General features: G+C 56.7%; 19 protein-coding genes. 7 read left to right on the top strand and 12 right to left on the bottom strand.

Going from position 1 to position 25,738, the window contains the following annotated elements:
- Nucleotides 1-7: 7 nt before the first annotated feature.
- Nucleotides 8-1,354, top strand: coding sequence for a PQQ-dependent sugar dehydrogenase (locus ACSQ8V_RS38630; protein ID WP_436209394.1), 1,347 nt, complete (start codon nucleotides 8-10; stop codon nucleotides 1,352-1,354).
- 131 nt (nucleotides 1,355-1,485) lie between these two features.
- Here ACSQ8V_RS38630 and ACSQ8V_RS38635 read toward each other — a convergent pair whose 3' ends face one another.
- The 4 genes from ACSQ8V_RS38635 to ACSQ8V_RS38650 form a co-directional block, all read right to left on the bottom strand.
- Nucleotides 1,486-2,697 carry an MFS transporter gene (locus ACSQ8V_RS38635; RefSeq protein WP_436209395.1) on the bottom strand — a complete coding sequence of 404 codons (1,212 nt, stop codon included), beginning with the start codon at nucleotides 2,695-2,697 and terminating at the stop codon, nucleotides 1,486-1,488.
- A 114-nt stretch (nucleotides 2,698-2,811) separates the two neighbouring features.
- On the bottom strand, nucleotides 2,812-5,868 hold the full coding sequence (locus ACSQ8V_RS38640) for an efflux RND transporter permease subunit (protein ID WP_436209396.1): 3,057 nt from the start codon (nucleotides 5,866-5,868) through the stop codon (nucleotides 2,812-2,814).
- On the bottom strand, nucleotides 5,868-6,905 hold the full coding sequence (locus ACSQ8V_RS38645; protein WP_436209397.1) for an efflux RND transporter periplasmic adaptor subunit: 1,038 nt from the start codon (nucleotides 6,903-6,905) through the stop codon (nucleotides 5,868-5,870). Before ACSQ8V_RS38645 ends, ACSQ8V_RS38640 begins: the two co-directional genes overlap by 1 nt.
- A 7-nt stretch (nucleotides 6,906-6,912) precedes the next feature.
- Entirely contained in the window at nucleotides 6,913-7,887 is a 975-nt protein-coding gene (locus ACSQ8V_RS38650) for a TolC family protein (RefSeq protein WP_436209398.1), read from the bottom strand.
- Between the two features lie 481 nt (nucleotides 7,888-8,368).
- Between ACSQ8V_RS38650 and ACSQ8V_RS38655 the strand changes: the two genes are divergently transcribed.
- From ACSQ8V_RS38655 to ACSQ8V_RS38665, 3 genes are all read left to right on the top strand, one after another.
- Nucleotides 8,369-9,037 carry a response regulator gene (locus ACSQ8V_RS38655; RefSeq protein WP_436209399.1) on the top strand — a complete coding sequence of 223 codons (669 nt, stop codon included), beginning with the start codon at nucleotides 8,369-8,371 and terminating at the stop codon, nucleotides 9,035-9,037.
- Nucleotides 9,007-10,338, top strand: a complete 1,332-nt coding sequence (locus ACSQ8V_RS38660) for a sensor histidine kinase (protein WP_436209400.1) — start codon at nucleotides 9,007-9,009, stop codon at nucleotides 10,336-10,338. Before ACSQ8V_RS38655 ends, ACSQ8V_RS38660 begins: the two co-directional genes overlap by 31 nt.
- Nucleotides 10,339-10,465: 127 nt before the next feature.
- Nucleotides 10,466-12,481, top strand: a complete 2,016-nt coding sequence (locus ACSQ8V_RS38665) for a VTT domain-containing protein (protein ID WP_436209401.1) — start codon at nucleotides 10,466-10,468, stop codon at nucleotides 12,479-12,481.
- Nucleotides 12,482-12,606: 125 nt separating this feature from the next.
- On the opposite strand, the gene ACSQ8V_RS38670 is transcribed toward ACSQ8V_RS38665, so the two are convergent.
- Nucleotides 12,607-13,941, bottom strand: a complete 1,335-nt coding sequence (locus ACSQ8V_RS38670; RefSeq protein ID WP_436209569.1) for an ATP-binding protein — start codon at nucleotides 13,939-13,941, stop codon at nucleotides 12,607-12,609.
- Between the two features lie 363 nt (nucleotides 13,942-14,304).
- A complete protein-coding gene (locus tag ACSQ8V_RS38675; RefSeq protein WP_436209402.1) occupies nucleotides 14,305-14,853 on the bottom strand; it encodes a cytochrome b in 549 nt (182 codons plus the stop codon).
- 467 nt (nucleotides 14,854-15,320) lie between these two features.
- On the opposite strand from ACSQ8V_RS38675, the gene ACSQ8V_RS38680 reads away from it, so the two are divergent.
- Nucleotides 15,321-16,469: a porin gene (locus tag ACSQ8V_RS38680; RefSeq protein ID WP_436209403.1), complete on the top strand. Its 1,149-nt coding sequence runs from the start codon at nucleotides 15,321-15,323 to the stop codon at nucleotides 16,467-16,469.
- A gap of 617 nt (nucleotides 16,470-17,086) precedes the next feature.
- Nucleotides 17,087-18,271, top strand: a complete 1,185-nt coding sequence (gene cfa / locus ACSQ8V_RS38685) for a cyclopropane fatty acyl phospholipid synthase (protein WP_436209404.1) — start codon at nucleotides 17,087-17,089, stop codon at nucleotides 18,269-18,271.
- 763 nt (nucleotides 18,272-19,034) lie between these two features.
- Here the strand turns inward: cfa and ACSQ8V_RS38690 are convergent.
- The 6 genes from ACSQ8V_RS38690 to ACSQ8V_RS38715 form a co-directional block, all read right to left on the bottom strand.
- Nucleotides 19,035-19,469, bottom strand: coding sequence for a plastocyanin/azurin family copper-binding protein (locus tag ACSQ8V_RS38690; RefSeq protein ID WP_436209405.1), 435 nt, complete (start codon nucleotides 19,467-19,469; stop codon nucleotides 19,035-19,037).
- 1,515 nt (nucleotides 19,470-20,984) lie between these two features.
- Complete coding sequence (locus tag ACSQ8V_RS38695; RefSeq protein ID WP_436209406.1) at nucleotides 20,985-21,644, bottom strand: response regulator; 660 nt, start codon at nucleotides 21,642-21,644, stop codon at nucleotides 20,985-20,987.
- Between the two features lie 138 nt (nucleotides 21,645-21,782).
- Nucleotides 21,783-22,577, bottom strand: coding sequence for a COG4705 family protein (locus ACSQ8V_RS38700; protein ID WP_436209407.1), 795 nt, complete (start codon nucleotides 22,575-22,577; stop codon nucleotides 21,783-21,785).
- A gap of 306 nt (nucleotides 22,578-22,883) precedes the next feature.
- Nucleotides 22,884-23,204, bottom strand: coding sequence for a DUF4148 domain-containing protein (locus tag ACSQ8V_RS38705; RefSeq protein WP_436209408.1), 321 nt, complete (start codon nucleotides 23,202-23,204; stop codon nucleotides 22,884-22,886).
- Between the two features lie 390 nt (nucleotides 23,205-23,594).
- On the bottom strand, nucleotides 23,595-23,762 hold the full coding sequence (locus ACSQ8V_RS38710) for a hypothetical protein (protein WP_436209409.1): 168 nt from the start codon (nucleotides 23,760-23,762) through the stop codon (nucleotides 23,595-23,597).
- Nucleotides 23,763-24,125: 363 nt separating this feature from the next.
- A complete protein-coding gene (locus ACSQ8V_RS38715) occupies nucleotides 24,126-24,857 on the bottom strand; it encodes a DUF4118 domain-containing protein (RefSeq protein ID WP_436209410.1) in 732 nt (243 codons plus the stop codon).
- Between the two features lie 271 nt (nucleotides 24,858-25,128).
- Here ACSQ8V_RS38715 and ACSQ8V_RS38720 point away from each other — a divergent pair, with 271 nt between their 5' ends.
- Entirely contained in the window at nucleotides 25,129-25,449 is a 321-nt protein-coding gene (locus ACSQ8V_RS38720; RefSeq protein ID WP_436209411.1) for a DUF4148 domain-containing protein, read from the top strand.
- Nucleotides 25,450-25,738 lie beyond the last annotated feature (289 nt).

Here is a 25,738-nt window from a genome sequence, read left to right on the forward strand (position 1 = left end):
CACAAACATGCGCCTGCTAAATCGTCTCGCTGCTTCAATGGTTTTGCCGCTCGCCGCCTGCGCGGTTGGACCGTCAAGTTCAAGCGATACCGGTTTCGGGGCATCGCCCGCCATGCCGGCTCCAGAATCGATGTTGATTCCAATGGTCAACATCGCGCCCGTTCGGGCGCGCCCCGCCGGTTTCATGCCGATCGCTCCCAACGGCTTTTCCGTCACTGAGTTCGCCGGCGACCTGGCGCACCCGCGGTGGCTTTACACGTTGCCTAACGGTGACGTACTGGTGGCGGAAAGCGATGCACCCAAAGAGCACGACGAAGGAAGTGGCATATTCGGCTGGATCAGACGGCAGGTCATGAAGCGCGCAGGCGCGGGTGTGACGAGTCCAGATCGCATCGCGCTGTTACGCGACGCGAACGGCAGTGGCGTCGCCCAGATGCAATCCGTGTTTCTCCGCGGCCTGCACTCGCCGTTTGGAATGGCGCTCATTGGCAATAAACTCTACGTTGCCGATACGGACGCTCTGCTGCGTTTCGACTACGCTATGGGCGCCACGCAGATCACCAGCCCTGGACTTAAGGTTGCCGATTTGCCAGCCGGCCCGATCAATCATCACTGGACAAAAAATATCCTCGCGGATCACTCAGGCAAGCATCTATACATCACTGTGGGATCAAATAGCAACGCGGGAGAAAATGGCATCGCCGCCGAAGAAGGCCGCGCACGGATCCTTGAGTTTGACGTGGACACGGGTCGCTTGCGGCCCTATGCGACAGGATTGCGCAATGCCAACGGCCTTTCGTGGCAACCGGACAGCGGGGCGCTGTGGACGGCAGTCAACGAGCGGGACGATCTCGGTAACAACCTTGTACCGGATTACATGACCGCAGTGAAAGATGGAGCGTTCTATGGCTTTCCCTACAGCTATTACGGCCAGCACGTCGACACGCGAGTCAAACCTCAACGCCCCGACTTGGTCGCCACGGCCATCGCACCGGACTATGCCCTTGGCAATCATACCGCTTCGCTAGGTCTTGTCTTTTACGATCGAATGCTGTTCCCAACGCACTATCGGGGCGGCGCATTTGTCGGCCAGCATGGATCATGGAACCGCAAGCCGCGCACCGGCTACAAGGTGGTGTTCGTGCCATTTGTCGATGGAAAGCCTAGTGGTGCCCCTGAGGATTTTCTGAGCGGCTTTCTGACGGCGGATGGCCACGCTGTGGGGCGACCCGTTGGCGTCGCGCTGGATGCGCACGGCGCCTTGCTCGTGGCGGACGACGTAGGTAACGCTGTCTGGCGAGTCGCGCCGCGTAGCAACATCAACTCGGCGCACATCTTGTCGACGGGCAAATGACCCCGCGCTCGGGTTCATTCGGCTCGAAGACCAGTAGCCGGAGCTGCCACGGGGGTCACTTTTAGGTCGGCATCTACAGTGGAACAACATCGACAGCGCCAAATAAGGCGCACGGTCTGTATCGTATTCCGCTAGACGGCATTGTTTTCCCGAAGCCCCGTGCCGATAGCCAGGACGCACAGCGTCAACAAACAAAAACCCGCTCCGGCGTAGAAAGTTGCCGCCGCACCCATGCGGTCCCACAGTTCGCCTGCAACGACGCTTGCAATCAATATCGCTAGGCCGCTCATCAGGTTGAAGAAGCCGAATGCAGTGCCTTTCAGGTTCGCAGGGGCCGAATGAGCAACCATGGTTGCGAGAAGACCTTGCGTCAACCCCATGTGCAAGCCCCACAGCGTGACACCCAGTAATATGACTGACCAATGGCTGCCGTGCGCCAGCACGACATCCGCAGCAATGAGCACCACAAGACCGATAGCGAGCAGTTTGGTGTGACTCATGGAATCAGCCAATTTCCCAAATGGATAAGCCGACGCTGCATATACCAGGTTCATCGCCACCATGACAAGCGGCACTAGCGCCACTGGGACGCCGCCCTGCATCGCGCGCAGGACAAGGAATGCTTCACTAAACCGTGCGAGCGCGAACGCGGCACCGATGAACACCACCCACCAGTACTGACGAGTCAACTGCTTCAGGTTGTCGAGCTTTAGCGGGTTGACGCGCTTTGCGGTCGTATGATGCGTCGGTTCCTTGATACCGATTATCAGCAGAGCCACCGCAATGAGGCCGGGAATCACGGCGACCCAGAACACGAGACGAAAGTTGTCGGCCCACAGCAGCATCAATACGACTGCAAGCAACGGCCCGAGGAATGCGCCGACGGTGTCGAGTGACTGGCGAAGGCCGTATGCGGCGCCTCGCAGATGGGAAGGCGTGATATCGGCCACGAGCGCATCGCGCGGCGCCCCTCTCACACCCTTTCCGATTCGGTCCGCAACGCGTGCGGTCAGGACGAAGCCAGCGGTTGGCGCGAGCGCGAACAGGGGCTTGCTTAACGCGCCCATGCCGTAACCGATGACTGCGAGCCATTTCCGATTGCCGAGGTAGTCGCTCAGCACACCGGAAAAAGTTTTCACGATGGGCGTCGTCGCCTCCGCTACGCCTTCAATCAGGCCCACCATCATGGCGCTCGCACCCAGGCTCGTCACCAGGAACATCGGCAGCAAGCTGTGAATGATTTCCCACGATATGTCCATGAACATGCTGACGAACCCGAGCATCCATATGCCACGGGGAATTTGGCTGAGCGTGCCAGTGTGAAGCTTGGAATCGGTCTGCATCTTTTCTCGGTTCTGGGATTGTCCGGTTCGACGGCAGCGTAGTCGCACGCCAGAGTAAACCTGGTGTGAAACGTCGCCAATGATATTAGGCGATGCTCCTCGTTAGACAAAAATCTAGGATACCTTATGGCTCTGCTTCTCGCGCCTGTACACATAAAGAGCAGGCAGCAGGTTTGTACTGAGCAAACCACTCCAGACAAGCCCACCCAGCGTAACGATGGCTAACCCTTGCTCGGGAGCCGCGCCCTGGCCGAAGCCGAGTGCGGTCGGCAGCAAGCCCAATGATGCAGTTAAAACCGTCAGGAGAATCGGCCTGAAGCGAACTTCAACCGCGTCGCGCACGGCGTCGACCACAGATAGTCCCTGCGCTTCGTTTCGCTTCACCAATTGCAGCAACACAATGCCATGGTTCAAGCTCACCCCAATCAGGGTGAGGAAGGCAATCAAGCCTATGGCGTTAAGGCCGACACCGCTGACCACCAAGGCGATTGCTCCTCCTGAGAACGCCAGTGGCATTTGCAGCAACAGCAGGCCCGGCACCAGTAGACCGTCGAATTGCAGCGTCAGGATGCCCAGCATAAGCACCAGCGCAACAATTGCCGCCACGCCTACATTTAGCGCGGCGCGTTCGAGTTGCGGGTACAGGCCGCCGAACTTTACTTCGTAGCCTGCCGGCAAGGAGAGCGTCGAGAGTGCTTGTTTGGAAGCTGAAATCACCTGTCCGAGCGGGGCGGTGGGCATCGCGAGAATCTCGATCGCGCGTAGCCCGTTCAGATGCCTGATGACATTGGGCCCAGTCGCCATATGGACGTCGGCCACGTCGCTCAAGGCAACCCACCCGCTGGCCATGACCGGAATCCGCTTGAGCTGTTCGACGGACAAGTGCGTCGGGTCGGCCAGTCTCACAAATACGTCAAGGTGACCATTGCCTTCCGGAACCGTAGAAACTGTCTGACCGGCCAGCAAGACGTGCAACTGTGAGAACAGCTGTGCGGGCGTGATGCCATGGAGCGCAAGACCGCTCGGCCTGGGCGTGATTTGCAACTCGGTAATGGGATAGCCGTCGTTGTTGAAGACGTCGGAGAGGTTGGGCACACCAGACAGCCGACGCGTGACTTCTGATGAGACCGACCGCAGGGTTGTGACGGAATCGCCGTACACATCAATGACGAATGGCTGGGGCAATCCGGAAAGCGTTTCACCCACACGCTCGAGAGTCGGCGTTCCAATCGCGGTCTGTACGGCAGGAAGCTTCGAAGCTTCCAGTACCTGCTGACCGATTTTGTCGAGACTGCTCGCATTGACATTCGGCTTCAGCGCAATCTGAATCTCCCCAGCGTACGCGGGCTCCGTGTACGAAGTCCCTGATGCAGAGCCCACGCGCGAAAACACATGCGCCACGGCTTCGAGCCCGAGCAATCGCTGAGCGATGCGGTCTGCTGCATCTTGAGCATCATGCAAGGACGTTCCCGGCGGCAAGGTAAAACTCTCGAGCAGCACTGCCTCGTTCGGGAGCGGCAGGAAATCCACCGGAACCAGCACAAGTCCAGCAATCGAGAGCGCGAAGATAGCCACGCAGGTCCAGAGCGAAACCTGTGGGCGACGCAGAGCAAATTCGAATAGGCGCAAGTTCTGGCTCTTGAGCCACCCGACCGCGCGCGAGCCCGACGTTGCGCGCTTCTCGACGCGAGGCCCGATGAATCCCAGCGCGAGCGGAATCAGGCTTAGCGAAATGAGCAGCGACGCAATCAGGCTCACCGTCATTGCCAGAGAGAACGGCACAAAGAACAGTCCCGCCAGACCGCCAACGAATGCAAGCGGCAGGAACACTGCGACGGTTGTTATCGTCCCGGAGATGTCAGGACCCGCAATATCACGCAAGCCGCGCGCAACGCCCTCCCATCGACCGTCACCGGCCTCCCAACGATGGTAGATGCTCTCCAGCACAATGATGGCATCGTCGGCGAGTAAGCCCACTGCTACCGATAAGGCGCCGAACGTCAGCAAATTCAGTGTTTGCCCCGCCAGATAAAGCCCTGCGATACCCAGCAAAAGCGAGAGCGGAATGCTCAACGCGAGCGCCCATATCCCGCGACTCGCTCCGAGCATCCAGAACAGGACCGTAACGGCAAGTACAGCGCCAATGGCGAGATTCCTGCTCAAATCGGCGGCGACCACACCGACGATGTGTCCCTGGCTGTAGATGCGCACGAAGCGCGCCCCACCGGGCAACTGAGGCTCGAGTTCATGCAGCGCCTTGTCGACCTCGTCGACGACCGGCATTGTCGAGGCACCCGGCTGCTTAAACACAATCAATGCGACGGTCGGCTTGTTGTCGAGCTTGACCGAATGATGCGATGGGGGCGCTAAACGCACGATGTCGGCAAGCGCTCGCAGGGGGACGGCGCCACCGGTAACCGGCACAGTTACCCCGCCGTAGTCGGCAGGATTCGTAGGAAGGTTTCTCCCCTCGATGAAGACATCCTGGTGGCCCGCCTCGAGGTATCCGCTTGGCACCATTGCCGCATTGGACTCTAGCGATGCGGCGAGTGCCGTTGCGGACACGTTGAAACGCTGCAGTGCCGCGAGGTGCGGACGTATCCAAATTACGTCCGCACCAGGACCCGATACCGAGACTCGCTGCACTCCCGCAATGGCACGAATACGCGGAGCGAGGTTTGATTCGATGACCCGCTGTACTTGAGAAGCATCCATGCCGTCTGGAATCTGAACGGCATAGTCGGCCACTTCATTTATCGCGTTGCCGGAAATTTCGGTCGAGAGGCTTGCCCCTTTCGGCAGCGAGGCAGCTATGCGTCCGACAACGCCATTGACTTCCTGCAATGCGCTTGCCGCTACCGTGCCTTCCGTGAAACGCGCTTCAATCTTGACTGAACCTTGACCAACGACCGTGCGTACGTCACTGAGCGACTGGAGCGAAGTCAACTCGGCCTCAATGGGCTTCGCTATCAAACCCTCCAGGTCGAGGGTCGTTGCACCAGGCAATTGGGCAATGATGCTCACCTGGGGCAGGTTGAATTGCGGCAGGACCTCGGCGTGAATATTGACCAGTGCGTACACGCCATAACCAATCAGTGCGGCGTAAAGCATGACCCAGAGAAGCGGCCGCTTGACGATGTTGTCGAGCGCATTGTTTCCGTCAAAAGTCATCAGTCGGCTTGTTGGTAGTGTGTTGCAAAGTCTTTATGGAAGAGAAGATAAGCGTCCTGCGTTACTACCCGCTCGCCCGGCGAAAGGCCCTTCTCAATTGCCGTCCATCCGCCGTTCGCTGGCCCCGGAATCACCGACCGACGCTGATTTCCGGCCTTGTCGTGAAGCAACACCCACCATCGACCACCATCGAGCACAAGCGCCGATGTAGGCACGGCGAGCCGCATATCCTCCGATACGGTTAAAGACACGGAGCCGACCGCTCCCGCAACAACGTGGCCTCCTGACGAAGGACTTAACCAGACGTCCATCTGGCCGGTCGAAGTGACGCTCGGGGTCACGCGCTGCACGACCACGGCTACCGGCGAGGAAGCCCCTTCCGACACGAATGTGCCCCTCTGTCCAACCGTGACCAACCCCGCATCGCCTCCATACAGGTTTGTCACCACATAGAGTCCCCTCGACGGCGCCATGGTTACGAGGGGTTGGCCCGCACTGACATATTGTCCATCTGCAGCCCCGACCGCCATCACCGTCCCGGCCTCTGGTGAAACAATCGTGACAAGCCCGCTATAGCTTCGAGCGGCGGTCTGCGCGGCGATCAATTGTTGGCGCGCCATCTCGAGTTCGCCGTTGGTCCGTGCGAGCGCGTCGCGCGTGCTGAGTTGCTCGTCGAACTTCTGACGTTCAATCGCGGCGCTTTGTGTTGCAGTGGACACTCGCACTTGAGCGGAAGTCACTTCACCGGCGAGTCGCGCTCGCTCTCCAGATACTGTTGGGCCGCTCAAACGAGCGACCGATTGACCGGAGCGGACTTCTTCGCCGGGTAGAACGCGCAGACCGGAGACGACGCCCGGGGCAGGAGCGCTCAACACCGCATTGGCTACGGCTTGCACGCGCGCGGGCGCGGATACGGTGGCTACGATGCGCTTCTGCGTCGCGGGCATCGTTACGACGTCTTCGGCAGAGACGCGAATGTCGACGGCTGCAGTCGCACCGACCAGAACTACAATGGCGAACAACCGAGCGGGTTTCATAGAGGACCTACTGAAGCGGCTGGTGGTCAATGGCACTCACCCCGATTAGGGTGCACAGCTCAACCTGTTGTTGAAAGACCGCGTTGGCGAGCTTTGCTGTCGCGATGCGTTGGAGCAGCAGTCTCGACTCTTGGTCTGCAAACACCGGTAATGTCATGTCGCCAGCATCGTGTTCAGCGCGGGCCGCCGTCACCGACGCTTGGAGCACGGTCTCCAGGGAACGAGCGCTCCTAAGTTGGTTATCGAGGAGGTTCAGTTGGGAGCTGATGCCATTGACAGCAGCGTAAGCATCACGAAGTCGCTGCGTGTATTCCTCGTAAAGACTCCCGCGCGTCGCCTTTTCGAGCGCAATGCTTCCACGGTTGCCGTTAAATAAGGGCAGCGTTACGGAGACGGTCAGTCCTGAGGTGTAGATACGAGACGTGTCTCTTCCTCGCGTAACACCGATGTCCAGCCGCGGGAATTGCCCGAGAAGCGCTTCGCGATATCGCTCGTCCTGTTCAACGTAAGCCGCCCTTAGCGCCAGAAGGTCCGGTCGGCGCCGTCCGAGTTCGGCGAGCCCGCGCGAAACAGCTTCTGGCGGGACACCATCAGGCTCATCTGACAGGGACACCAGTGTCAACTGTGTCTCCGGGCGCAGGCCGAGCAGCCTCGTGAGTTCCTGACCCGATTTGAGATGTTCTTGCTGAAGCGTATCGAGCTGCTGCACGCTCTCATGGTAGGCTGACTCAGCCAGCACCGTAGTGTCTCGTGTCACGTGGCCACGTCCAAGCGCGGCTCGCATCCTTTCTGCGACGTCCTTCTGACGGGCCGACAGCAGACCCACCTCGTTTTCGACCCGCTCGAGGCCGACATTGGTCACATATAGCGCGTACGCATGATTGGCGACCTGCCATTTGATCCAGTCAAGGGCTAGCTGCTGCTTTTCAACGGCGACTTCGGCAGCGTGTTTCTTCGCAGGTAGCGCGACAAGTGCAGACATTTCATAGCTGAGTCCGACCATAAAACCAGGGATGTAGCCGGCCGCCCCAGGGCGGTCCATGCTGAAGCTAAGCGTTGGGTCTGGTGGCAGACCATCCGCATACGCTTTAGCAGACGCTATCGCGAGATCCTGTTTACCTCGAAGGACATCTGGACTATTCGCCAGGGCCAGCCGGACTACTTCGTCTAGGGTCAGCGGCCTTTCCGATACCGCTAGCTCATCTGACCATTGAACCGACTCCGGAAGCGCTCTGGGAGCGTACGCCTGGCATCCGCTCATCAACAGAGCCGATGTCAGAAGCAAGAAACCCGCGGGCGAAAATGAACAGCATCGTATCCCCCCGGTTGCGGGAAACAATCTTTCCAACCTACTATGAGATTCAAGGTGGGACACGCAGTACATCCGCCGAGGACAATGCACGCGAGCCTAGTCCTCGAAACTTAGCTTTGACTTACGGCCGACAGAGAATCCGGTGAGACGCATGAGAATACTTCTCGTAGAAGACGACGAAATGATTGGTAGTGCAATTGTTCAGGCGCTGAAAGATGCGGCTTATGCTGTGGACTGGGTAAATGACGGGGAATCGGCGAGCGGTGCGTTGATGAGCAAAGAGCACGATGCCGTCTTGTTGGACCTCAATCTGCCAAAGCGGGACGGTCTCGATGTCCTTCGCTCCTTGAGAGCCGAGAAAAATAAAGCGCCCGTTATTATCCTGACCGCACGCGACGCTCTCGCCGACAGGATTGCCGGTCTCGACGCTGGCGCTGACGACTATGTGAGCAAGCCGTTTGAGATTAGCGAACTACTCGCGCGGTTGCGTGCGGTTTCGCGCAGGCTGGGTGACCATGGCGACAACGCGATGCGGAGCGGAAAACTCATGGTCGACGCGGCAACCCACATGGCGGTCTACGGAGATACCGAGTGCAGGCTCACCGGTCGTGAGTTTGCCTTAATGGGAGCTTTGCTAAATCGTCCGGGCACGGTTCTATCGCGAAGTCAGTTGGAGCAAAAAGTTTATCCGTGGGAAGCACAGGTCGAAAGCAATGCTATCGAGGTTTTGATACACGGAATTCGCAAAAAGCTCGGCTCATCAGTAATTCGCAATATACGAGGTGTGGGATGGCTGGTGGACAAAGAAGACAATCACTAAGCTTGCAACTATCGGCTGGGATTGGCGCAGTAATTGTCGCAGTAGGTATTGTTGCCTGCGGGCTCTCCTTCGCCTTCGCGTTTCAGGAAGCCAGAGCTCTTCAGGATGGTCAACTCAGTCAAATAGCTGCCCTCATCGACAACCGCACCCTGACTTTCTCAGGCTCACAAGCGTCCCTCCGGAGCCCGCTCGACGCTGATGTCAGGGTGGTTATAAGTAGGCTAACCGAGGGGAGCTCACGTGTTGTGCCGACCGCCACGCCAGCCGTTGACCCTAAATTAGCGGACGGCTTTCACGATTTTCGCAGCGAAGAAAGGGACTGGCGCGTTAACATTCGAACACTTCAAACCGGGGCGCGAATCGCGGTTGCAGAACCTTCCACGTTGCGTGATGAGATCGCGCGCGACGGGGCGATGAGAACGCTCGTTCCCGTCCTGCTTCTGCTTCCGGTGCTCATGCTCGTCGTCATGGTGATAGTCCGCTCGAAGCTATCGCCGCTTACACGACTTGCAACTGTCGTTGACCAGCAAACCCATGCATCGCTCGAACCGCTGCCGGACGCGAACATCGCCAAGGAAATCTTGCCCTTCGTGAACTCGATAAACAGTCTTATCGAGCGGTTAAGAGATGCCATCGGCCACCAGCGCCGATTTGTCGCCAGTGCCGCACACGAGCTACGTTCACCGCTCGCTGCGCTATCACTTCAGGCTGGCAATCTCGAGAGCACGATTACATCGCCGGATGCGCGCCAAAGGCTCTTGGCGTTTCAATCCGGGTTGCGTCGTACGCATCGATTGGTGGAACAGTTACTCGCGTTGGCGAGGTCCGAACAGGGCGCACTGGAACAGCCGACCGTCGCGTCGCCCCGTGGCTTGGTGACCGACGCTATCAATGCGAATATCTCGCTCGCCCGTGCGAAAGATATTGACTTGGGCGTAGAGCGCATCGATGACGCCGATATCGTCATCGAGATAACTTCTGTTTCCGTGGTCCTGAGGAACTTAATTGACAACGCCGTGCGATACACGCCGACCGGTGGAAAGGTGGACGTCTCCGTGATTCGCTCAGGTGCGGACGTGACATTTGAAATCGTCGACTCTGGTCCAGGCATTCCGAATGATCAACTCAAGCGCGTGTTGGAGCCGTTCTATCGGCTGAATGCTTTCGGTACATCAGGAAGCGGGTTGGGTCTTTGCATTGTGTCGGAGATTGCGCGGCGCTCGGGTGGGCAATTGATACTTGAGAATATCGACGGTGGATTTCGTGCGCGCTATTTTCAGCCTCTCAGGTCAAGTCCGTGACTGATACCGCGATGCCCCCCGGAATTTTCGCGACCGATGTTGCTCGCTCCGGCTAAACAGTTTCGACTGTTCCCGTTACCTGTCCACCGGCAGGACACGCATAACGCACGACGAAGGAGAAATTCGGATGGAGCATGCATATGTCCACTTGTTGCACGTGCTCGCCGGGCATCCGGGTTGGACGCTTGCGGTCGTCTTCCTAGCTGCATTTCTCGAAGCCATTGCCGTTATTGGAACCTTCATACCGGGCAGCACCGCGATGTTCCTAGCTGGTGCGCTTGTTGGCACGGGGTCCCTGAATCTCGGCTGGTTATTCGCATGCGCCATCGCTGGCGCGGTAGGAGGCGACGGCCTCAGCTATTGGCTGGGTCGCCGTTACAAGGCTACGATTGTCCAGTTGTGGCCCTTCCGCACTCATCCGCAGGTACTCGACGCAGGGCAAAAGTTCTTCGCAAAACATGGCGCGAAAAGTATCGTGTTCGCGCGCTTCATCGGTCCGCTGCGGGCGATTGTCCCTGTAGTTGCGGGCATGTTGGGCATGTCACCGCTTCGTTTCTATTCTGTCAACGTCCTGTCGGCCCTACTCTGGGCACCTGCACACATTCTGCCGGGGGTGGTTTTCGGAGCATCCGTCCAGGTAGCGGGCGCGGTGTCATTCCGTCTCGTGATCATGCTCATGCTCTTGGCGGGCATCGTATGGTTGACTGCTCGCGTCGTGCGATTCGCTCTGTCGCATGCTGCGAGTTGGGCGAGGCAGGCACGTCTCGCCCTGTCTTCTTGGGCTCGTCGCCGCAAAGGGATAGTCGGCCGTATTGCACTGCGGACGTTTAACCCCGACCGACCTGCTATCGGCGTAATTGTCTCGGCGTCAGTGCTGGTGGTCGCCTCGGCGTGGGTGTTCTTCGGCGTTTTACAAGACGTAGTCAGCGGTGACCCGCTGCTGCGAGTTGACGCGTCCGTCTACCACTTTATGCAATCGATACGCACGCCATGGGGCGATATCGTGTTGTCTGATTGTGCAACCTTAGGCAGCGTAGGCACTTTGGTGGCGCTCGCGGTAACGGCGGCACTGTGGATGCTGTGGGAACGGCATTGGCGTGCTCTCGGCTACTGGTTAAGTGCAATATTTTTTTCACAACTGCTCGTGTTTGCTATCCAGTTCGGCGTACATCGCGTTCCGCCAGGTTCGCTCCCATCAGACACGTATGCGTTCCCTAGCAATCATGTTGCGGCCGTGGTCATTGTGTACGGTTTTCTCGTGTTTTTTGTCGCGCGAAGGGTTGGCTCATTGACAAGTCTCATCATCGCAACGACAAGCGCTGTCATCGTCGTCGTAGTCGCGCTCACTGGACTGTACTTCGGTCGCTTCTGGTTTTCCGACGCTATCGCAGGCGCTGCGCTCGCAGCAGTCTGGGTCTCGATTGTTGCGTTGACGGTCGCGTGGCAGCAACCGACAGCGCCTGCCTCACGCGGATTCTTACCGGCCACGATGCTTGCGGTTCTATGTTGCAGCGTTGTCCTTCAAATCATGGGCAACCAGCCGCCGGGGCATGTAGATGGCATGCGGAGGGCAACGTTGGTGTTGGGTACGCAAATGCAATGGACGAACTCGCTATGGAAGCGGCTACCGTGCTATCGCTCCGATATGGATGGCGACCAAAAAGAGCCGTTGTCCATCCAGTGGTCCACGGGTCTCGCGACGCTGGTAAGCCAACTGCGCTCGCAGGGCTGGATCGAAGGTATCGACCTTTCCACGCACAGTCTGCTTTCCCTGGCTTCACCCCACGCGTCTGCCATGGCGCTGCCGGTGTTGCCTCGACTAAATAACGGGGTGCTGTCGTCGTTGGTATTCGTTCGCCCAGGCGCGACGCGCGATGAGCGAGACGTGCTGCGCTTTTGGCCGAGCGGGTATGTGATAGACGATGGAAACAATGGACCGACCACGCCTCTTTGGCTCGGGTCACTCGTACGTGAACGACTGTTCCGCGCGTCTTGGCCCATCAACATTCTGCACACCGATGTCGAGACACAAGCCGACCTCAAACTTCTAGGAAAATTGCTCACGGGGTCTCGGGTACAGGTTGCAGTCATCCAAGACTGCCAAGGGATTCCGGTAACGCTACTTTCTTCGCCTACCGAATGAAGACAAGACAGTGCTTCGTTACTCAGGTGCCGCGCCGGTTAAGCCAGTTTGTTATTTTGTCCGATTGCGGCTGTTGTCGGCTCCGTTGAACCTGACCATACTTCAAACGGTTTCCTCAAACAAAATTAGACTTGAGTGGCCAACGCGAGGCCGCTCACACGCACACGTAGGCCTTTGCGATCAGTACGGTTCTGTATTTCAAAGGATGCGCCGTGCTTTGCGGCTATCTTAGCTGCAATCGCCAAGCCTAGCCCGCTCCCTTGCCCGGTCGTGTTCGCGGCGCGATAAAAGCGATCCAGAACGCGCTCTAACTCGCTTGGTGGAATTCCCGGGCCATCGTCGATTACCTCGACCGCAGCCGTGCCCGAATTTACAATAACCCGCACATCCACTCGCCCACCAGCACCCGCGTAGCGAAGCGCGTTGTCGACTAGATTGGTAAGCAGCGTGGTCAGTGAATTTTCGTCACCACGAATAATTATTCTATCGTTCGGCCGCGCTACGCCGACGCATTCCAATCCGAGATCGATTTTCCTGTCCTCCGCCAAAATTGACAGTTCGCCGATCACGTGCGACGCGATGATTGCCAGATCAACCGTTCCCTCTCGCGCGGTAAACTCCGCGTCCTCTCGCGCTAGCGCGAGAAGCTGTTGCACCAAGTGAATTGCGCGGTTTACTCGCTCCTCTAGCCGCTGAAGCCAGGAAGGATCCGACGACACGGCTCCATCGCGCCGAGCGGCCTGAATCTGAAGTTTGAGTGCTGTTAGCGGCGTTCGCAACTCATGCGCGGCGTCAGCGACGAACACGCGCTGACTTTGTAGCGCTCCCCGTAACCGTATGAGCATCCCGTTCAAGGCGTCGACGAGCGGCTGGACCTCGGTCGGCACCGCACTATCCTTTTCAATCGGTTGCAATGTTTCGACGGAGCGTGCAGCGAGGGTCTTTGATAGAGTATTCACGGGGCGCAGAGCCCGTCTCACGATAAGTAGGACGAAGGCTATCTCAAAAGGAAGCACGGCCAACAAGGGCCACAGCGTTCGAGAAGCAAGCTTCAATGCCAGCTCATCCCGGACAAAAGTCGGTTGCGCAAGCTGCACAAATCGAGACGATTGTTGTACCCCAAACACGCGAAAGTGCTTCTCGCCGATTTCTATCGAGTGAAAGCCGGTTTTCTGCAATGGAAACTGTGCGCTTGGAACCGAACGGTAGATTTCTTTCCCTTGTGTATCCCAGATTTGGATGACGACTCGCTCGTCATCCAGCCCTTCGACGTCTTTGTCCGGCTGGGTTACCAATTCAGTGGCAGCAACCGACGGCGGCAGAGAGAGTGCGATGGAGCGAAGTTCGTAGTCGAAAAGTTCATTTGCTTCTTCCAACGCACTTCGGAAAATCCCATACCCGGCGATCAACGTCGCTAGGCCAAGGACTAAAACGAGTCCCACCAAGAGTTGCGCGCGCACTGATTTCAATCTGACCTCGCTCGGCGTCGCCGCCCACATTGAGAGCCAACCTCACACTCATCCCGATTTCCACGGCGTCTCGTACATTGCCCTACAGCGTAGCTATCCAATCAAGCCTATCGATAACAACGCTTTTCTGCGGAGGCTCTTTTACTCTCGTTCGTCGGACAACATTTGATTGAACAGTCGATTAAGCGCAGACCCGATTGTTTCGCTGTGCACCACTGTTCGCCGGGGTATGACCTGGTCCTTGCATTACCGACAGCCTGTGGCCCCACAAGAACCAACATCCAATCCGACTAAGCAATCGAGAGCGATTTGTGGCGAGGCCGAGCATCGAAGTTGCACGTGGAATCCACCTAGTCACAACATTCGTCGGAGAATTGCGCCCTTAAACGAGAACTGATGCGTGAGTGCGCCAACAATATGCAACCCAATCAGTATTAGCAGAACGATAGCGCTCGCGCTATGCCATTCTCCAATCGAAGCGCCCAGGGACTCGGGTGTTGCTATCTGGGGTAGAGGCCAAACACCAGCGATCTGAACCAGCCACGCGCGGCCGTTTGCGTTAAGCCACCCAAGTACGGGAACCACCACGAGCAAAGCGTACAGCGCAATGTGAACGGTGCGCGCCGCTACGCGGAGCATTTGAGACTGGTCGATGTGACCGGGATTTTTGCGAATCAGGGACCAAACGAAACGTATCAGAATCACCACGAGCAGCGAAGTGCCGACGCCGATATGCCAAGCAACAAGACCCTCTGGGCTTTTGACCGAATCCGCGTCTGGCATCAACCACCCGAGAGCGAATTGAGCAATGAGCAGCGTAAGCGTGAGCCAATGCAGAAACCGAGAAATGCCGTCATAACGAGCGGTTGGTGCGTCAATGAGAATCTGATTCGAGGTCGCCATCTACTGTCCAGGATGTCAGTGCTAAATGTGAATAGATGTCTTGCGCTACGCGACGTAGCGCCGTAAAAAAAAGCACGATCCAGAAAGCCTTTGATCATGCGAATGTGGCTCATCGCTTTCGACAATGCTGCGTCGGAGACTCTCGCATGTATCCGGTTGGGCAGCCTCGCGTTCCCGATGATGATTGCCGACTTTGCCGCGCATGCTAGAACAAGCAGTCTTAAGAAATGCTTAAGTCAAAATTATTCCTGCACATCTTAAGGCGATATTTCTTAAGGGATGCTTAGGTCAAGCTGGGATATCTGAGCATAGCGGGGATTGATCAAATCCACGACCATCTCGTTCGCGTCGGTATTTAGCAACGTTTGTTTCGGTGAGTTTTTTTTCGGTCGCCGTCGGGCTATCCTCGGCGCGTCAACACTGCGACATGTCAATTTACCTGACCGACTTTACCCGGAGACCATGCCATGAAACGAACCGTCCTTGCTGCATTGTCAGTTGGCGCACTTGGCCTTAGCGTGCAGGCTCATGCACAGAGTTCAGTGACGCTCTACGGTCTTATCGATGAGGGCTTCAACTTCACCAACAATGCAGCCGGCCATCGTGGCTATCAGATGGTCAGTGGCGACACCGTCGGGAGTCGCTGGGGGCTGAAAGGCAGCGAAGATCTTGGTGGCAGTCTGAAAGCTATTTTCCAATTGGAAAACGGCTTTAACACAAACAATGGCGCGCTCGGGCAAGGTGGCCTGATGTTCGGCCGCCAAGCTTACGTCGGTCTGTCATCGAGTCAATACGGTACGTTAACCATGGGCCGTCAATACGATCCGACCGTTGACATGTGGAGTGGTTTCACCGCTGCAGGCAACTGGGAAGGTGACTTGGGATCGCATCCGTACGACAACGACAACGCCGACTGGGACTATCGTATCCAGAACTCAGTCAAGTATGTGTCCCCGACAGTTGCAGGCTTTACCGGCGAAGCGTTGTACGGATTCAGCAATCAAGCCGGTGGTTTTGCGCAGAATCGCATATACAGCGCGGCCGTCCAATATCAAATGGGCCCGCTGTCTGCCGCGGTTGCATATCTGAAAGCCAACAACGGTGGCTTGACCGCCGGGGGCGCGGCGCCCAGCGCGACCGTGGTGTTCACTGGCAAGTCGCAGCAAAATATCGACGCTGGCGTTTCCTACAAGTTTACCGATAAGGCGATCCTTTCATTTGCCTATTCGCACGTCGACGTCTACGATCCGACGAGCAATGCGTATTTCACTAATCAGCCAGCCGCAGGTTCCCAAAAGTCCTGGAAATTCGACAACTTCGAAATCAATGGCCAGTATTTCTTCAAACCTGACTTCTGGCTGGGTGCGGCCTACACGTACACGCGAGCTCACGTTGCGACCGTGACGGGAAGCTCCGAGCCGAATTGGAATCAGATCTCCCTGATGCTTGATTATGACCTCAGCACGCGCACGTCGGTGTACGTGCAAGGGGCTTATCAGCACGCCGACGGCAAGACTGGCGGAGACTTCGATGTTGCGAACATCGTCGGTTCGCCGGGCCAGTCGTCGACGGGCAACCAGATGGTATATCGGGTGGCCATGACGCATCGCTTCTAAGCGACGCGATTCTCTTAGCATTACAAAGAGCAACGGCCGCCACCCTGGCCCACGCTTTTTGTAAGCGGCCGGTCGCCTCATTTGATGAAGGTTCGGGGATCAGGCTGCAGGCCTCGTACGCAAACAACGCAACAGACAACCACGACAGCTTGCAGGCAACTGAAGATTTTGGATAATGCAGGTGACAACCATTTCGAGATTTATGCGTGAACGCACGGCAACAATACGTCCCTGCTCATCAAGCATTTTCCCCGGTGGCAAATTGAGCCGATATGCTCGGCGCTTAGCGCATTTCGACGCGAGTCGAGCGTGTCCTTTGATGCGAGACGTTTGGACGACGAGTGGTGCTAGTTCTTGCGCACGAGTGTCAGGCAGCGGCAACTCCTATAGGTAGCGTTGAGCAAGGCGTAAGTGTCGACACCGGTCATTCGAACGGTCCAGCGACGGGCGAACACATCGCGGCGGTTGCTCGCGCAACACCTAGCAACTCTAAAACGTGCCCCTCTCGCTGAACGGAGCGAGCCGCGTACGAATACTCGAGACCGATTGAACTCGTCCAAGGCATCTTTTGCGTTACAGTGCGCTGAATTCTTACTATTTTCATTCCACAGACGACGATGACGACCGACATGAATCGCAATGAAACCGCCATCTCGAACACCGGATCGCGCAAAGACCGACGTGCTGCGCCAAAAATCATCACACAGATGTTCGAGCAAGCCGGAGTCAAGGTGAACGGCCCTGCGCCGTGGGACATTCAGATCCTCGACAACGCCTTCTTTCGAAAGATGTTCTCTACATGGGAACTGGGGATCGGCGAGTCGTACATGGACGGCGACTGGGATTGCGACCGGTTGGACCAGTTTTTCCATCGGGTAGCGAGCATCGACCTCGAACAAACGGTAGTCGGTCCGGCGAAGATTAGGTTCATTGTTGAAATGGTGCGTCAAAAGCTGATGAATCTGCAGAGCAAACGTCGTGCATTTCAAGTGGGTGAGCGGCACTACGACATAGGTAACGACATTTTTGAAAGCATGCTGGACTCCAACATGATGTATTCGTGTGGCTACTGGGAGCGGGCTCACACGCTCGAAGACGCGCAATTGCACAAGCTCCAGTTGATATGCCGGAAACTGGAGCTCAAACCCGGCGAGCGTGTCCTGGATATCGGATGCGGCTGGGGTGGCCTGGCTCGATATGCTGCCAAGGAATACGGCGTCGAGGTGGTGGGCATTACCGTCTCGAAGGAACAACAGAAACTCGCTCAGAAACGATGCGCCGGACTACCTGTCACGATTGAGCTTACCGACTATCGGGATCTCACGGGGCAGTTCGACAAGGTCGTTTCAGTAGGAATGTTTGAGCACGTCGGACCGAAAAATTACACTACCTACTTCAATATTGTGAGCGATCTGTTGCGCCCAGATGGCTTATTTTTATTGCACACGATCGGCAACTTCGTGACTGAGAAGAAGACAGACGCCTGGATCGACAAATATATTTTCCCGAACGGCCATTTACCCTCGGCCAAACAAATCGTGACCGCTTTGGAAGGTAGATTTCTCATTGAGGATTGGCATAATTTCGGCCGAGACTACGACAAAACGTTGATGGCTTGGTCTGAGAAATTCGACGAAGAATGGCCTCGCCTGCAGAGTCGGTACGACGAGCGATTCTATCGAATGTGGAAATATTTCCTCTTGTCGTCCGCCGGTTTTTTTCGATCAGGCCAAGGCCAGTTGTGGCAGTTGGTGTTGAGCAAGCGCGGACGGAGCGATGCTTACCGATCCGTCCGACTATAGGCTATAACGTGGCCATGAACGCCCCTACGTTGAGCGGTCAATGACGTCTATCGAAACGGTGAGGCCCCATGATACCGTATGCGATCGGAGAGCGGGTCGCTCTGAGCGCAGGGCTACAATTGCTACATTTGCTGCACGGTTTGTGACTCAGGTGATTCAACATTTCTTGCGTTTGGCTAACGGTTCTCTCAAAGGATGGCGAGTGTTGCACCGCAGCCTCCGCAGGATTCCTTTCCGTTTGACTCGGCCCGCAAGCCCGACGGCATCTGTGTGCATTGCTATCCTGTGACGTTGACCAGGCCAGAACGTCCCGGCGGTTAATCGATAACAAAGACTAGATTGTCAAGTCCGCGATTCAGAAGCAAGAGGTACCAGAGGTGAATCTCGATGCTCGCCGAGTACGGTAACCTCCTCTCTGCGTGCAAGCAACCCCGTCGACAATACTCCGAACCTTGGCAGCGTTTCGGGCAGCTCAACCATGATCTCCCTCGATTATCTTTCGGGCGCGGTTGAGCATAAGCTTGAACGCTAAATTCTTCCATTTTCTACTCACAACTGATTGGTTGCTGCAAGCCGAAGCTGCGACTAGAGGAAGCGTTGCAAGGCGCCGTCGGAACGAGGTGCCGCGTATGTCAGGGATGCGCGCAACTGCATGGTCATGACGCGGTTCAGCGTGCTCGTCGCCTCACGCCATTCCCGCTTACCGCCCCTCACTGAACACATCCCTTCTGGATAACTATCGCGGGTAGTCGCTCTTAGTGACTTACTTCGCCACGAAGACGCTTCGCATTGACGCCATATAGTGCCCTGGTTCGTTGCAGAACACGATATAGCGGCCCTTCGCGAGCACCATTCTTGTCGTAACCGTTTCGCCCGGCGCTAAATCTTCGACTCCTTCCATAGCGCCTAGTTTCGCCTCATTGACCTGTTGCGTCTTCGGTTCGTAGGGTAAGGCGTCCAACTTGGTTGTCCATGGAACAATCATGAACTCGTGCTTTAGGCTCGACGATTGATTTTGAACTACAAATTCGACGGGACCGGCCGCTACCGTTGATGTACTGAGATTGAGCGACATTTTACCGTTGCTTCCGTCCGACAATTTAACCTCTACCTGGACCGGCTCTGCGGCAATCGCAAGCGACGCGGTATGAGCGAATGCAAAAATAACTATCCAGCGTGGGAACGACAGCTTATTCATTTAACACCTCCTGAGCGCAGTTGCGATGCAGTGTTGGCGCTTGCGTGTGCTGAGACGTCCGTCCTCTTCGACATAACGGCCGTTACGCCTACTCCGCAGAGCATCAATGTCCGTGATACCCGTGAGTGCCAACGGTGCACGTGTGATCGGCGGTTTACCTGGCGGTGCAAGGGTCTGCCGTATCAGTGCAGCCGGCCTAGTAACGCGGCGTCAACGCATTCAGTCTGAGCGTCCGAAGCTTAAGAGTCCCTGAGCAAAGTATCTATACGCAACGCTTTATGTGATTTTTCGAGAGCTATTGCGCGAATTCGTGTTCGCCTCCTCTTAAAGAACGCTCCCGATCGTGTGGACGGAAGAAGTTATCGCCTCCGGTCCCGTCGGCTCTTCAAAGCGATCGAAACCAAACCGGTCACAGCCTCGCGTCGCTCTTGGCGCCCCGAGCGGAAGCAAATCAGTCGTTGCTAGATCACTCATGACTCAAACCGCTCAGAGGACGTTGGCGCAGCGTTTGAGACCGCGTTACAACGAGATTGAACACGCGCCCGACGGTTGTCGTAGTGTTCATGGACGACCCTAACGAGTAAAACGCAAGCGCCACGTTATCGGAGTTGGTGGGGGTCGCGTCGATTTTTTGTCGCAAGCTCGCCCGCGTCGGATTGTTCCCGGGTCACGGCGGCTTGCAGCCACCCTCAAGTAATCAGCATTGTCGCCGCATTGATCCTAGGCCACTGTAACGACGCAGCCAATTAGATATCCTTGAGGATGACGACACAGTGAGCGGCGCGCCGATTGGCGTCGCCCTACTTCCGCTCGACAATTTCCTAACCACCCTTTCGGCTCAGCGCGCCTTAAGCATCACCGCTCGACAATGATTTCTCGCGCGGTACATTACCGCGTCATCGTAAGGAGAATTATCATGCGTCAGGTTTCTCACATTGCGGTCGCACTTATGCTTTGCGGAACAGCGGTCGGCAACGTATTCGCCGATTCGGCAACAAGCTATACGACGACGGTCCACTTGCGAGACGGCAAGCAGGTCACGTGCGCAGTCAACGAGCCGACATTCGCTCAACAGGCCACCATGCAGACACTCAACAGACGCGATCGCAACGAAGCCGAAGTTACTGCGACCGCTCGCTTGCGTCGCCTGCCCAATAACAGGAATAGTTATCCAACCCCGATCAGCGCTCCAAGGGTCCAATGCTCGTGAATGTGATGCGCACGACCCGATGGAAGTATCCGACCAATTGTCGGTTGATGGTGGCCATGATAGTGAATGTACAGAGTGGGGCAAATCCTTGTTCGTATTTTTGCGTCTCGCGTATTTGTCGAGCAGCGTGGACAACTCGCTCAAGTGCTCGCGACTATCCTGATGCGAAGAGACACAACCGTATGGGATACTTATCACCTGGTCTGCGGGCTTATTCATGCCGATGCGAAATTTCTATGTCTCGCAGCCTGGATCATTGGGGAGTTCCCAAATAGATCACGCGGCCTGTCACCCGCAATAAATCGTCACAACCAACGCAGACGATAGCCGACGCCACGTATGGTTACGATCTGGTCCGCTCCAATCTTGCGACGCAGGCTATGCACATGCACCTCGATGGTGTTGCTGCTTACCTCTTCTCCGCAGCCGTATAGCTTCTTTTCCAATTCTGCGCGGCGGAAAACGCGCGCAGGTTCCTCGATTAAGGCCTGTAAGAGATCGAACTCTCGTGGGGCAAGGTACAGCAACTGACCGCTCTTTTGCACCTCGTGCGCCGCGGGATCTAGGGTCAGCTCGCCGTGCGTATAAACCAACTGCCTGTGACCTATGCGTCGCCGCAATGAGGTCCGAACGCGAGCAGCAAGTTCGTCGAGATCGAACGGCTTCATAAGATAATCGTCCGCGCCGGCGTCCAGACCGCGAATACGATCACGAACCCCGTCGTAAGCAGTCAGAATAATGATAGCTGCTGCGCCACCGGCCTTGCGATAGCGAGTGAGAACGTCGAGACCGTCCCGTTGAGGTAGCTCAAGGTCCAAGAGAACCAAATCGTATGCCCCGTCTCCCAGTGATAAATCCGCAGTTCGCCCGTCTTCCGCCCAATCGATTGCATAGCCAACGCGGCGCATAGCCCCCAGGACCGTCTGCGCAATTATCCCATCATCTTCGACTAGTAATAAGCGCATCTCACCCTCTCGGAATTTTTAAAATCAATTCTCGCAGACGTCAGCTTAGGAGCTCCTTAAGCTGGTTGACGGAATAAGCGCGCAAGGTGGTAAGGCCTCGGGAGTAAGTGTCGCTTTTGCGGCGTGAATAGGCCTGAATCAAGCCGCTTCGCCTACGCCCTCTCTCGCTGCACGCTGGGGAAGCACGAGCAGGCAGGCAACGATGAAGGCCAGCAGTATAAGAGAAGCGAATAGTCGGTTCAGGTGAAGACCACCTTCCGCCAACGGCTTGTCAAGCAGATCTCCAAGAGTTGCACCGAGCGGCCGCGTCAAAATGAAGGCCGCCCAAAACAGCAGCGTTCGCGAGATTTTCTTCCAGAAATAGAGCGCGGCCACTATGACCAAGCCTGTTGCGAAGACCAGCGCGCCGTATTCATAGCCGAGCCCAAGACCGCCGCGATCAGTATCGGCCATCCAGTCGCCAAGTGCCGTACCGAGCGTCTGCGAACACATGATGGTGCACCAGTACAACCACTCCACCCTGGTCGTGGTGACACTCTGAACGGACACACTTCCTTCGACCCAGTACCAGATTGCGAGGCTGGCGATAAGCAACCCGAAGACGACCGTTACGCCACCCGGATAGCCAAGTCCCATTGACCGGTCGGCGAAGTCGGCTATCGTCGTCCCGAGCGTCGTCGTCGCAACGATAGTTGCCCAGTACAGGAACGGTTGAAACTTTTCTGCCTTGATCTGGGCATATACGAAACCGATAAAGACGACAGCAAAAATCGCTGTGCCAATCAGATAGCCGAGTTTCAGGGACATCGTGACCCAGTCACCGCCCGTCTCACCCAGCGTCGTGGCGGCAACCTTAATGATCCAGAAGCCAAACGTCACTTCGGGAATCTTGCTGAAAGCGTGCGCGGCAGTGCCGCGTGCGTCATTTTTCATGTTTGCTTTTTCTCGCAGATATCAGGAACGTGTTGACGCAACGGTTGTAGCCGACCTTAACGCCGCACCGGTACGGAAAGTAGCGGCCGCAGTAGTCTACGATTCCATGATGGATTTGCCAGGCTTTAGATCGGATGCGGCACTGCGCCTGCACCGCTGCCAAAAGCCCAGGTCAGACCGAGCGCTGAACCAACTATGTAGGTCGCGCGCAATTCAAAAATAGTGTGCTCTCGCAGTTGTTTGCGAAAGCACACCTGTTTTTACCCTACCGTGCGTAGAGGACTGTTCGCAAAAAGCCCTAGGGTATTAGTGGTGGCCGTAAAGCGGTTCCCAGTTCGCAGATGCGGAATGGTGGCCCGATTGCGCTGTGCCACCCGCCACCCCACCCACCCCTGTGGTGGCGGCTTGCCCCGCGTCGTTCCGGGCAGCAACACGGGCTTCGGCAGCCTGGATGTCAGCTGGATAGGCGTTGTCGCGTTTTGCCGGGTTGTAGCCGGCCTTTTCCAGCTGAACCAGTTCGGCACGCACCTGAGCACGGGTCACCGGCGCGTTCGACTGTTGAGCAACTGCGGCGACCGGAGCCGCCAGCACGGCGGCTACAAAAAAGGCTTGACAGAGAATCTTCATGATTTGATACCTCCACTATTTCTACCGTCACGAACAGCCCTGTTCGCAACCGGTGATTACACAGTAAGGTACCTACGCTTAACGCATGATTAAGCGATTGTCGTGAGCGAGAAAAACGAGCTGGCGCCGCCTTCTTTTCACAAAGGTTGCGGTCTTGTACGTTTGCAACTGTCCATTACCAAGGAAAACCGTGGAAGGAACACGCAAAGAGATCGCTTCGGGTTCTTGCTGACATCCCGTCTGGGCGCTTCATTCCGATGACGAATCGCGAGTTTTGCGTTGAGCGTTAACCTGATCTTAGGAGCCGCGCGCTTCGTAGATTGAACGCGGCTCCATTGTGCGCGCGACAATCGTTGCAGTCGCTACAGCAAGGAGAAGCTGCACGATGAATTATCGGTCGCGTGCAGTCAGTTCCATTCTCAGGACGATGGTAGAAATTGTGCCTTGTGCGCTCGCCGCAATATCGGCTGCAGCCACGACCACTGCGAAAAGTTTCGACGGCACCGCAAGCCACAACCAGGGCTCGAACTCGTTGAGTTCGTGCGCAATCAGCCGCATGCCGAGCTACGCCAGTTGCCAGCTCTCCATCGCGTATTCTCTGCGAGCGTGAGACGGGGCCGACCAGCTTAGCCTGCAAAACCGTGAGGTGACCGACGTCTCCGCATCCGGGTACTAGCCGCGAGGGTGACAAACACACATACGGAATACCTTTGATTTAATGGGATGCTTCTACTGGGCCGCCTCGCAAACGCGCGCAAGCTTAAGAGGGCTCCGATCCGGGAAACGACATCGAAATACAGGCGCCCCAAAAATGGCGCATATCAAGCGGCGAGCTGTACAGGCCGTGCAGCATCAGGACCGCACGGTCGCTGCCGGGGGTAAAAGGTCGAAGCGTTCAACGCAGGCGTTTCCTTTGTCACGCTAATCAATCCTGCGCAAGATCAGGAACTCACCGGCGTGCGTGGTAAAACGCTCGCAGATGCATTCCACAAGTTTATGCATGCCGTCGCCCGAAGCAATGCGCACGCGATGTCGCCCTGGCTGCAAACCACGCTGCATCCGTTTGATATCGTCGGGATGGGCATTGGCAAATAGCCGCCCAGGCGCCACTTCGTTGGCGCCGTGCTCCGCGCTGCGCTCAACCGCCTGCAACAGGATGATGGCGTCGTGGTAGTGCGGCAGATGCCGCACTAGCCGATGCGTTTCGTCCACCGCCCGGCGCGACAGAGCACGTTCGTTGTCGGCGCGCAGCAGCATTTCATAGCGAGAGAGCGCCACTGCCGCGATCAGTTCTGTACTGAATTGCGAGCGCCGCAGCCGTTCAATGAGGATGATGGTGGACAGCGTGACGAGCGGGTAAGAAATCGCCAGCATGATGTCAGCGCGATCGATGACTGCAATCTGGCCGTAAGGTGGCACAAACAGGAAATCGGCAATGCCCAGTCCAAGCAACATTACCGTTAGCGAAGGGATGAGGCCAAAGAAGTATTCGACCATGGCCGCCGCTATACAGAAGGCGACGCCCGGCATGACGGGGCCCAGGAACGGGTGCAAGGCGAGCCTGACCCCGCTTGCGACACAAAGCGCGAGCGCGCTCATCAACCACACTCGCTTGCCTCGCGGCGCCCAGCGGCGAACGTTTTGAATATTCATTACCGCGGGTTTTAGGCGAACCATCGAGTAGGTCATGGACTATTACAGTAGTTACATCAGTGTCTCATGAGCTTGCTTGAGCGATGCTTACGCAAGCTCATCACCGAGTAATTGATAAAACAAGGTTTCCCCAGCTAAGCATATGTTAAGTATCACTGTGTATTCTGGAGACATGCATCGCTCGCTTCAGCGTCCGAATTTCACTCCTTTCGCGATGTAAATCCGGTTCTCCGGACACGCCGGACGACCGCTTGTTCCTGGAGAAAGCATCATGAAAACACTCGTATTGTCGCTGCTCGCGGTCTCGGCCCTGACTCTTCCCCTCGCCTCATTCGCGCAGACTGCGAACGACTCTGTTACCCGTGCGCAAGTACGCTCCGATTTGATCCAGGCGGAACCACAGGGCACGGTGCCGCCGTCGAAGACGAAATATCCGGCTGGTCAGGATACCAGTCAGAATATGACTCGCCAGGCAAATCAACAAAACGGCGACGCAAACACCGCTTATGGCCCTTCGACCTACGGATCGGGCCAGTCAAGCGCACGCGGCGTCATGCCGCGCCCGCAAGAATCCCTCTACTCGCACCATTAATTGAGATCTTGCTTGTGCGGTATCAGATTCCCGCTTTTCAAGCGGTTTGCGTAGTTCACTGACAGGGGCGCTTTTTAGCGCCCCTGTTCATTCACCCATTCACCGTTCATCGATCCATCAGCGCCGCCGGTTTATCAACAACTTCAGCACCAGCGGCAATTTCACGATCAAACTGGAGATGATCGCGACCGCCAGCAGTTACATCGAAGGAGCGATTGATTCTAGGTAGCCCGTACTTAAGGAACGCTTAAGCACCTGCCGCGGAAAATTCATGCTAGATACTTTTTGG

This window comes from Caballeronia sp. LjRoot31, assembly GCF_964253885.1.
GTDB lineage: Bacteria > Pseudomonadota > Gammaproteobacteria > Burkholderiales > Burkholderiaceae > Caballeronia.

What these genes read in the sequence shown, in the direction of transcription:
- cfa (WP_436209404.1), top strand. Translation starts at nt 17,087, where the DNA reads ATGACGACCGACATGAATCGCAATGAAACCGCCATCTCGAACACCGGA.
- ACSQ8V_RS38660 (WP_436209400.1), top strand. Translation starts at nt 9,007, where the DNA reads ATGGCTGGTGGACAAAGAAGACAATCACTAAGCTTGCAACTATCGGCT.
- ACSQ8V_RS38655 (WP_436209399.1), top strand. Translation starts at nt 8,369, where the DNA reads ATGAGAATACTTCTCGTAGAAGACGACGAAATGATTGGTAGTGCAATT.
- ACSQ8V_RS38635 (WP_436209395.1), bottom strand. Translation starts at nt 2,697, where the DNA reads ATGCAGACCGATTCCAAGCTTCACACTGGCACGCTCAGCCAAATTCCC.
- ACSQ8V_RS38715 (WP_436209410.1), bottom strand. Translation starts at nt 24,857, where the DNA reads ATGAATATTCAAAACGTTCGCCGCTGGGCGCCGCGAGGCAAGCGAGTG.
- ACSQ8V_RS38630 (WP_436209394.1), top strand. Translation starts at nt 8, where the DNA reads ATGCGCCTGCTAAATCGTCTCGCTGCTTCAATGGTTTTGCCGCTCGCC.
- ACSQ8V_RS38710 (WP_436209409.1), bottom strand. Translation starts at nt 23,762, where the DNA reads ATGCGGCTGATTGCGCACGAACTCAACGAGTTCGAGCCCTGGTTGTGG.
- ACSQ8V_RS38700 (WP_436209407.1), bottom strand. Translation starts at nt 22,577, where the DNA reads ATGAAAAATGACGCACGCGGCACTGCCGCGCACGCTTTCAGCAAGATT.
- ACSQ8V_RS38680 (WP_436209403.1), top strand. Translation starts at nt 15,321, where the DNA reads ATGAAACGAACCGTCCTTGCTGCATTGTCAGTTGGCGCACTTGGCCTT.
- ACSQ8V_RS38665 (WP_436209401.1), top strand. Translation starts at nt 10,466, where the DNA reads ATGGAGCATGCATATGTCCACTTGTTGCACGTGCTCGCCGGGCATCCG.
- ACSQ8V_RS38720 (WP_436209411.1), top strand. Translation starts at nt 25,129, where the DNA reads ATGAAAACACTCGTATTGTCGCTGCTCGCGGTCTCGGCCCTGACTCTT.
- ACSQ8V_RS38705 (WP_436209408.1), bottom strand. Translation starts at nt 23,204, where the DNA reads ATGAAGATTCTCTGTCAAGCCTTTTTTGTAGCCGCCGTGCTGGCGGCT.
- ACSQ8V_RS38650 (WP_436209398.1), bottom strand. Translation starts at nt 7,887, where the DNA reads ATGTCTGCACTTGTCGCGCTACCTGCGAAGAAACACGCTGCCGAAGTC.
- ACSQ8V_RS38640 (WP_436209396.1), bottom strand. Translation starts at nt 5,868, where the DNA reads ATGACTTTTGACGGAAACAATGCGCTCGACAACATCGTCAAGCGGCCG.
- ACSQ8V_RS38675 (WP_436209402.1), bottom strand. Translation starts at nt 14,853, where the DNA reads ATGGCGACCTCGAATCAGATTCTCATTGACGCACCAACCGCTCGTTAT.
- ACSQ8V_RS38690 (WP_436209405.1), bottom strand. Translation starts at nt 19,469, where the DNA reads ATGAATAAGCTGTCGTTCCCACGCTGGATAGTTATTTTTGCATTCGCT.
- ACSQ8V_RS38645 (WP_436209397.1), bottom strand. Translation starts at nt 6,905, where the DNA reads ATGAAACCCGCTCGGTTGTTCGCCATTGTAGTTCTGGTCGGTGCGACT.
- ACSQ8V_RS38695 (WP_436209406.1), bottom strand. Translation starts at nt 21,644, where the DNA reads ATGCGCTTATTACTAGTCGAAGATGATGGGATAATTGCGCAGACGGTC.